At 63.7% G+C, this 6,674-nt stretch carries 6 protein-coding genes and 2 rRNA genes; all 8 read right to left on the minus strand.

The genetic code is table 11. The annotated features are described in order from the left end of the window. Window positions 1-156 precede the first annotated feature (156 nt). Window positions 157-1,344 carry an acetyl-CoA C-acyltransferase gene (locus tag CLV01_RS28560; protein ID WP_013800383.1) on the minus strand — a complete coding sequence of 396 codons (1,188 nt, stop codon included), beginning with the start codon at window positions 1,342-1,344 and terminating at the stop codon, window positions 157-159. Between the two features lie 46 nt (window positions 1,345-1,390). Continuing rightward, window positions 1,391-3,178 carry a bifunctional isocitrate dehydrogenase kinase/phosphatase gene (aceK, locus tag CLV01_RS28565; RefSeq protein ID WP_013800382.1) on the minus strand — a complete coding sequence of 596 codons (1,788 nt, stop codon included), beginning with the start codon at window positions 3,176-3,178 and terminating at the stop codon, window positions 1,391-1,393. Window positions 3,179-3,211: 33 nt separating this feature from the next. Further along, window positions 3,212-3,874, minus strand: a complete 663-nt coding sequence (gene can / locus CLV01_RS28570; protein ID WP_012207787.1) for a carbonate dehydratase — start codon at window positions 3,872-3,874, stop codon at window positions 3,212-3,214. A gap of 55 nt (window positions 3,875-3,929) precedes the next feature. Further along, window positions 3,930-5,117 carry an isovaleryl-CoA dehydrogenase gene (locus CLV01_RS28575; RefSeq protein ID WP_034397421.1) on the minus strand — a complete coding sequence of 396 codons (1,188 nt, stop codon included), beginning with the start codon at window positions 5,115-5,117 and terminating at the stop codon, window positions 3,930-3,932. A gap of 43 nt (window positions 5,118-5,160) precedes the next feature. After that, window positions 5,161-5,619, minus strand: a complete 459-nt coding sequence (locus CLV01_RS28580; RefSeq protein ID WP_099732642.1) for a PaaI family thioesterase — start codon at window positions 5,617-5,619, stop codon at window positions 5,161-5,163. Between the two features lie 36 nt (window positions 5,620-5,655). Next, entirely contained in the window at window positions 5,656-6,057 is a 402-nt protein-coding gene (locus CLV01_RS28585) for a MerR family transcriptional regulator (protein ID WP_013800379.1), read from the minus strand. A gap of 297 nt (window positions 6,058-6,354) precedes the next feature. Next, a 5S ribosomal RNA gene (gene rrf / locus CLV01_RS28590) occupies window positions 6,355-6,467 on the minus strand. 126 nt (window positions 6,468-6,593) lie between these two features. Beyond that, window positions 6,594-6,674: ribosomal RNA gene (locus CLV01_RS28595) — 23S ribosomal RNA — on the minus strand; the annotation flags it as partial.

The raw sequence follows: 6,674 nt of genomic DNA on the forward strand, positions 1-6,674 counted from the left end.
GGTCAAAGTAATAGCGGATCGGCCGATCCAAGTCTAGCTCTCTGGACGTCTGTGGCGCTGCCCATAAAACTGGCGCAATGCAAATCAGAGACACCGAGGAAGGGCCGCCCCGCACCGAGGGTGTCGTCCCCCTTTCAGGGGAGGGCGCGCAGCGCCTCAGGGGGTGACCATTTCTATCGCCATGGCTGTTCCCTCGCCGCCGCCTATGCACAGCGTGGCCAGGCCGCGCTTGCCGCCGCGCGCCTGCAGGGCGTGCAGCAGCGTGACCAGGATGCGCGCACCGCTGGCGCCAATGGGGTGGCCCAGCGCACAGGCGCCGCCGTTGACGTTGACCTTGTCGCGCGGCACGCCCAGCTCGGCCATCAGGGCCATGGGCACGACGGCAAAGGCTTCGTTGACTTCCCACAGGTCCACGTCCGCCGCCGTCCAGCCGGCCTTCTTGAGGGCCTTCTGCGTGGCGCCCACGGGGGCTGTGGTGAACCATTCGGGCTCCTGGGCATGCGTGGCATGGGCAACGATGCGCGCCAGCGGCTTGCAGCCCAGCTCCTTGGCCGTGGATTCGCGCATCAGCACCAGGGCGGCGGCGCCGTCGTTGATGCTGGAGCTCGATGCCGCCGTGATCGTGCCGTCCTTCTTGAAGGCGGGCTTGAGGCTGGAAATCTTGTCCAGCTTGGCCTTGGCCGGGCCTTCGTCGATGCTGACCGTGACGTCGCCCTTGCGCGTGGAGACGGTGACGGGCGTGATCTCGGCGGCGAAGGCGCCGCTTTCAGTGGCGGCCTGGGCGCGCTTGACGCTTTCGATGGCGTAGGCGTCCTGCTGCTCGCGCGTGAAGTGGTATTTGGCGGCGCAGTCCTCGCCAAAAGTGCCCATGGAGCGGCCGGGCTCGTAGGCGTCCTCCAGGCCGTCGAGCATCATGTGGTCATAGACCTTGTCGTGGCCCATGCGGTAGCCGCCACGGCCCTTCTTGAGCAGGTAGGGTGCATTGGTCATGCTCTCCATGCCGCCGGAGACCACCACATCGCGGCTGCCTGCGACCAGTTGGTCGTGCGCCAGGATGGTGGCCTCCATGCCGGCACCACACATCTTGGACAGGGTCACGGCGCCCGTGCTGCGCGGCAGGCCGCCCTTGAAGCCGGCCTGGCGGGCGGGCGCCTGCCCCTGGCCCGCCATCAGGCAGTTGCCGAACAGCACTTCGTCCACTTTCTCGGGCGCCACGCCCGCGCGCTGCACGGCCGCCTTGATGGCGGCGCCGCCCAGATCATGGGCCGCGAGGTCGGCGAAGTCGCCCTGGAAGGCGCCCATGGGGGTGCGGGCTGCGCCGACGATGACGATGGGGTCTTGCATGCTTGTCTCCTGGGTTGTCGTGATGGTGAAAGAAAGGGAAAACGGGTCAGGCCAGCCAGCGGCTGCGCTCGTAGGGGAAGACATCGTGGACATGGCCTTCGCGGATGCGCTGCTGGTGCGCCTGCCAGAAGGCGGGGTCGAGCAGGTCGGCATGGTGGCGCATGAAGACTTCGCGCACGGCCGGGTTGCCCAGCAGAAAGGGCGCGAAGGTTTCCGGGAACACATCGCGCGGGCCCACGGGGTACCAGACCTCGCCGCTGAGCTCGTCCTCCTCGTTGCGCGGCGCGGGCACCTGGCGGAAGTGGCAGTCGGTCAGATATTCGATCTCGTCGTAGTCGTAGAACACCACCTTGCCGCCGCGCGTGATGCCGAAGTTCTTCCACAGCATGTCGCCCGGGAAGATGTTGGCCGCGACCAGGTCCTTGATGGCATTGCCGTACTCGATCACGGCGCTCTCCAGGCGCTGCCGCGGTGCCGGCAGGTCCAGCCCGTCATCGAAGCACTCCTGCAGCAGCATGTTCAGCGGCACCATGCGCCGCTCTATGTAGAGGTGGGAGATGATGACCTCCTGCCGGCCATCGCCGTCGCGGTCGCTGATCTCGACCTGGCTGGGCGCATGCTCCAGGATCTCTGCGATCAGCGCATCCGAAAAGCGCTCGCGCGGGAAGGCGACCAGGCTGTACTCCAGCGTGTCGGCCATGCGCCCCACGCGGTCGTGCTGCTTGACCAGGCGGTACTTGGCCTTGACCTGTTCGCGCGTGATCTCCTTGGGCGCGGCGAAGCGGTCCTTGATGAGCTTGAACACATAGGGAAAGCTGGGCAGGTCGAACACCAGCATGACCATGCCCTTGATGCCGGGCGCGATGCGGAACTGGTCGCGCGAATGCCGCAGGTGGTGCAGGAAGTCGCGGTAGAACAGCGTCTTGCCCTGCTTGGCCAGGCCCAGGGCGTTGTACAGCTCGGCGCGCGGCTTGCGCGGCATGAGGCTGCGCAGGAACTGCACGTAGGCGCTGGGCACGTCGGTATCGACCATGAAGTAGGCGCGCGCAAAGCTGAACAGGCCGTGGAAGTCCTTCTCGCCGAACAGGGCCGCATGCAGCACCAGCCGGCCGTTGTCGCCGTGCAGGATGGGCACGGCCCAGGACAGCTCGGCAAAGCCGTTGATGATCTTGCCGACGATGTAGGCGCCCTTGTTGCGGAAAAACAGGCTGGACAGCACCTGGATCTGGAAGTTGGCGTACAGGCGCATGGCCTGCAGCTGCGGCTCCAGGCGCTCGGCCAGGCGGGCGATGTCGCGCTCCAGGTCCTCGAAGGGGCGCTGCAGCGCGAATTGCTCCACGACTTCGCGCAGCGTCTGCGGCAGCGTCTCGCGCGTGGGGTAGAAGGCCAGGTAGGCCGGGCGCGCAGCCGGCTCCTGGTTCTCTATGTATTCCGTGCTGACGGCGGGCCGCACGAAGATGAAGTCGTTGTGGAAATGCGTGCGGTGCAGGATCTTGGTGGTGACCGAGTTGAAGAAGGTCTCGGCCAGCTCAGGCTGCAGGTGGTTGACCATGAGCCCGATGTAGTGGCGCTTGATCTGCTGCCAGACCGGCATGGGCTGGGCGCCCGCCGCAAATTCCTTTTCCAGCCGGCGCACGCATTCGCGCACACGCAGGTCGTAGAACTCGATGCGCTCGCGCTGGGCACGCTGCTGGCCCAGCCAGTCGGCGGTTTCGAAGCGGTGCTTGGCGCGGGCGGATTCGGCGCGGAACAGGCGGTAATGGCGGTTGAAGCCATCCATCATCGCCCGCGCGATGTCATGGGCAAGCAGGGTGTCCTGGGCAGGCATCGGCATGAAGTCTCCCGGGGTCCCGCCTGCCATGGCCGCTCAGTCGCGCTGGCGGCTGGCGACCAGCTCGACAGCCTCGGCATGGATGTTGGCGATGCCGCCGACACCGGGCACGGTCATCTGCAGATTGGTGATCAGGCCGTCCTTGAGGCCATAGCACCAGCCGTGCAGCGTGACCTTCTGGCCCCGCGCCCAGGCATCCTGCATCACCGTGCTCTGCGCCACATTGATCACCTGCTCGATGGCATTGAGTTCGCACAGCGCATCGTGGCGCCATTGCGGGGACAGGCTGGCCAGCAGCGCCTGGTGCTTGTCGCGCACATCCTTCACATGGCGGATCCAGTTGTCGGCCAGGCCCACGCGCACATCTTCCAGTGCCGCCAGCACGCCGCCGCAGCCATAGTGGCCCACGACCATCAGGTGCTCGACCTTGAGCTGGTCCACCGCGTACTGGATGGTGGACAGGCAGTTCAGGTCGCTGGGCACGACCACGTTGGCCACGTTGCGGTGCACGAACACCTCGCCGGGCTCCAGGCCCGTGATCTGGTTCGCAGGGACGCGGCTGTCGGAACAGCCGATCCACATGTAGCGGGGTTTTTGCTGCGACAACAGCCCGGTGAAGAAACCGGGCCGGTCACGCTCCATCTGCTGGGCCCATTCGCGGTTATGGACAAACAGTTCTTCGATGGAGGTTGTGCTCATAAGCAATCCTTTTGTTGGGTCAAACTCAAGAACGGCGCGGCAGGCGGGTGCGGGATCAGCAGGTCTCTGCGAACAGCTCGCGGCCGATCAGCATGCGACGGATCTCGCTGGTGCCGGCGCCGATCTCGTAGAGTTTCGCATCCCGCCAGAGGCGACCCAGTGGGTATTCGTTGATATACCCATTACCTCCATAGATTTGAACGCCTTCGCCGGCCATCCATGTCGCCTTCTCGGCGCACCACAGGATGACGCTGGCGCAGTCCTTGCGGACCTGGCGAACATGCTCCGTTCCCAGCAGATCGAGGTTTTTGGCGACCGTATAGGCAAATGAGCGACCCGCTTGCAGCACGGTGTACATGTCGGCCACCTTGCCCTGGATGAGCTGGAACTCGCCAATGCTCTGGCCGAACTGCTTGCGGTCGTGGATGTAGGGCACGACGTTGTCCATCACCGACTGCATGATGCCCAGTGGCCCGCCGGTCAGCACGGCACGCTCGTAGTCCAGGCCGCTCATCAGCACCTTGGCGCCGTTGTTCAGGCCGCCCAGCACGTTCTCGGCCGGCACCTCGACGTTCTCGAACACCAGCTCGCCCGTGTGGCTGCCACGCATGCCCAGCTTGTCCAGCTTCTGGGCAATGGAAAAGCCCTTCATGCCCTTCTCGATCAGAAAGGCAGTCACACCGCGGGCGTTCAGCTCGGGCTCGGTCTTGGCGTAGACCACCAGGGTGTCGGCATCGGGACCATTGGTGATCCACATCTTGGTGCCGTTGAGCAGGAAGTAGCCGCCCTTGTCCTCGGCCTTGAGCTTCATGCTGATCACGTCCGAGCCAGCGCCGGGCTCGCTCATGGCCAGCGCGCCCACGTGCTCGCCGCTGATCAGCTTGGGCAGGTACTTGGCCTTTTGCGCCTCGTTGCCGTTGCGGTTGATCTGGTTCACGCAAAGATTGCTGTGCGCGCCATAGGACAGGCCCACCGAGGCACTGGCACGCGAGATTTCCTCCATCGCCACCATGTGGGCCAGGTAGCCCATGTTGGCGCCGCCGTACTGCTCGGACACGGTGATGCCCAGCACGCCCAGATCGCCAAACTTGCGCCACAGGTCCATGGGGAACTGGTCGTCGCGGTCGATCTCGCCGGCGCGCGGTGCAATCTCGGCCTGTGCGAACTCGCGCACGGCATCGCGCAGCGCGTCGATGTCCTCGCCCAGTTGGAAGTTCAGGCCCGGCAGGTTGGAAAGGCTCATCTCGTGTCTCCTGTGGAAATTTGGTGAAAGAACGCCGCCCGGCTCAGTCGGCCAGATCGCGGCCCTGCACGCACATCAGCGTGCAGCCCATGGTGGCAATCAGTTTTTCGCGGCCTTCGTCGATGGCATAGGCGCGCCCCTCGGTCACGATGATCGTGCGGCCCGGCTTGATCACCCGGCCTTCCATGCGAAAGCGCTGGCCCTTGGCGGGGGCCAGCAGATTGATCTTGAATTCGATGGTGAGCACAGCAGCATCGGCCGGCATCAGGGTCAGCCCTGCATAGCCGCAGGCGGAGTCCAGCGCCGTGGAAACCATGCCGGCATGCAAAAAGCCATGCTGCTGCGTCAGCCCGGGCGCCCAGTCCAGGCAGACATCGACGGCACCGGGCTCCAGCAGGGACAGCTCGGCGCCCAGGGTGTGCATCGCGCCCTGGCGTGCAAAACTGTCTCGCACACGGCGGGCAAAGTCGCTGTTGGCAGGTTCCAGGCAGAGCACGGTCAAGGCAAGCCTCACAAATTACGTTTACGTAAACGTCAATTATGAAGCATTTTTCCCATCCAGGTGTTTCAACAGAGTGCGGGCCTCGGATTCCTGCTCTCGCACCTCGGCCAGGTTGGCCTGCAGATCGGCCAGGCGGTCCTCGAGCTGGCGGCGATGCACAGCCAGCACTTCCAGGAATTTGCGCAGTTGCACGCCCGTGTCGCGGGGGCTGTCGTAGAGATCGATGATCTCCTTGGCTTCGTTCAGAGACAGTCCCAACCGCTTGGCCCGCAAGGTCAGGCGAAGACGTGTGCGATCACGCGCGCTGTAAACGCGATTGCGCCCGCCAGGCCCGGCGCGCTCGGGCTCAAGCAAGCCCATGTCTTCATAGAAGCGGATGGCTCGGGTCGTGAGATCGAACTCCTTGGCAAGATCGCTGATGGTGTAGGTAGTCGACATGGCTGGAGAGTCCGCCAGCATCCACAGCCGGCGGCCATGGGAATGCGACGTTGACGTTAACGTCAATGCTAGCGGAATTGGCCACAGGAAACTGCGCCGGATGTTGCATCCGGGTGCGACGAAGAAGCCCGGCAGGAATAAAAAGAGAGCGCGTCAGCGCTCTCTTTTTTTGGGATGTCCGTTTTGGATGTTCGTTTGGCTGTCCGTTTTGGCTGTTCTGCCTGTTTCCCCCGTTTCCTGCACCCCAATGCAAAAAACCCCGTAGCTTTGGGCTACGGGGTTTCTTGGGCTGTAAGAGCCTGACGATGACCTACTTTCACACGGGAACCCGCACTATCATCGGCGCAAAGTCGTTTCACTGTCCTGTTCGGGATGGGAAGGAGTGGTACCAACTTGCTATGGTCATCAGGCATAACTTGTTGTCGTGCTGCTCACGGAGCAACACAACGAATTCATAGAGTCTGTAAATCAGCTTTGTATTTTGACTGCGCCTTACTTGGCATAACCACCTTGATGATCAACGTCATCAAAGTTATAGGGTCAAGCCTCACGAGCAATTAGTACTGGTTAGCTTAACGCATTACTGCGCTTCCACACCCAGCCTATCAACGTCCTGG

The sequence above is a fragment of the Delftia sp. 60 genome (assembly GCF_002754395.1).
Taxonomy (GTDB): domain Bacteria; phylum Pseudomonadota; class Gammaproteobacteria; order Burkholderiales; family Burkholderiaceae_C; genus Comamonas; species Comamonas acidovorans.

Excerpts from the sequence above, each read along its gene's own strand:
- CLV01_RS28560 (WP_013800383.1), bottom strand. The coding sequence starts at position 1,344 with ATGCAAGACCCCATCGTCATCGTCGGCGCAGCCCGCACCCCCATGGGC.
- aceK (WP_013800382.1), bottom strand. The coding sequence starts at position 3,178 with ATGCCGATGCCTGCCCAGGACACCCTGCTTGCCCATGACATCGCGCGG.
- can (WP_012207787.1), bottom strand. The coding sequence starts at position 3,874 with ATGAGCACAACCTCCATCGAAGAACTGTTTGTCCATAACCGCGAATGG.
- CLV01_RS28575 (WP_034397421.1), bottom strand. The coding sequence starts at position 5,117 with ATGAGCCTTTCCAACCTGCCGGGCCTGAACTTCCAACTGGGCGAGGAC.
- CLV01_RS28585 (WP_013800379.1), bottom strand. The coding sequence starts at position 6,057 with ATGTCGACTACCTACACCATCAGCGATCTTGCCAAGGAGTTCGATCTC.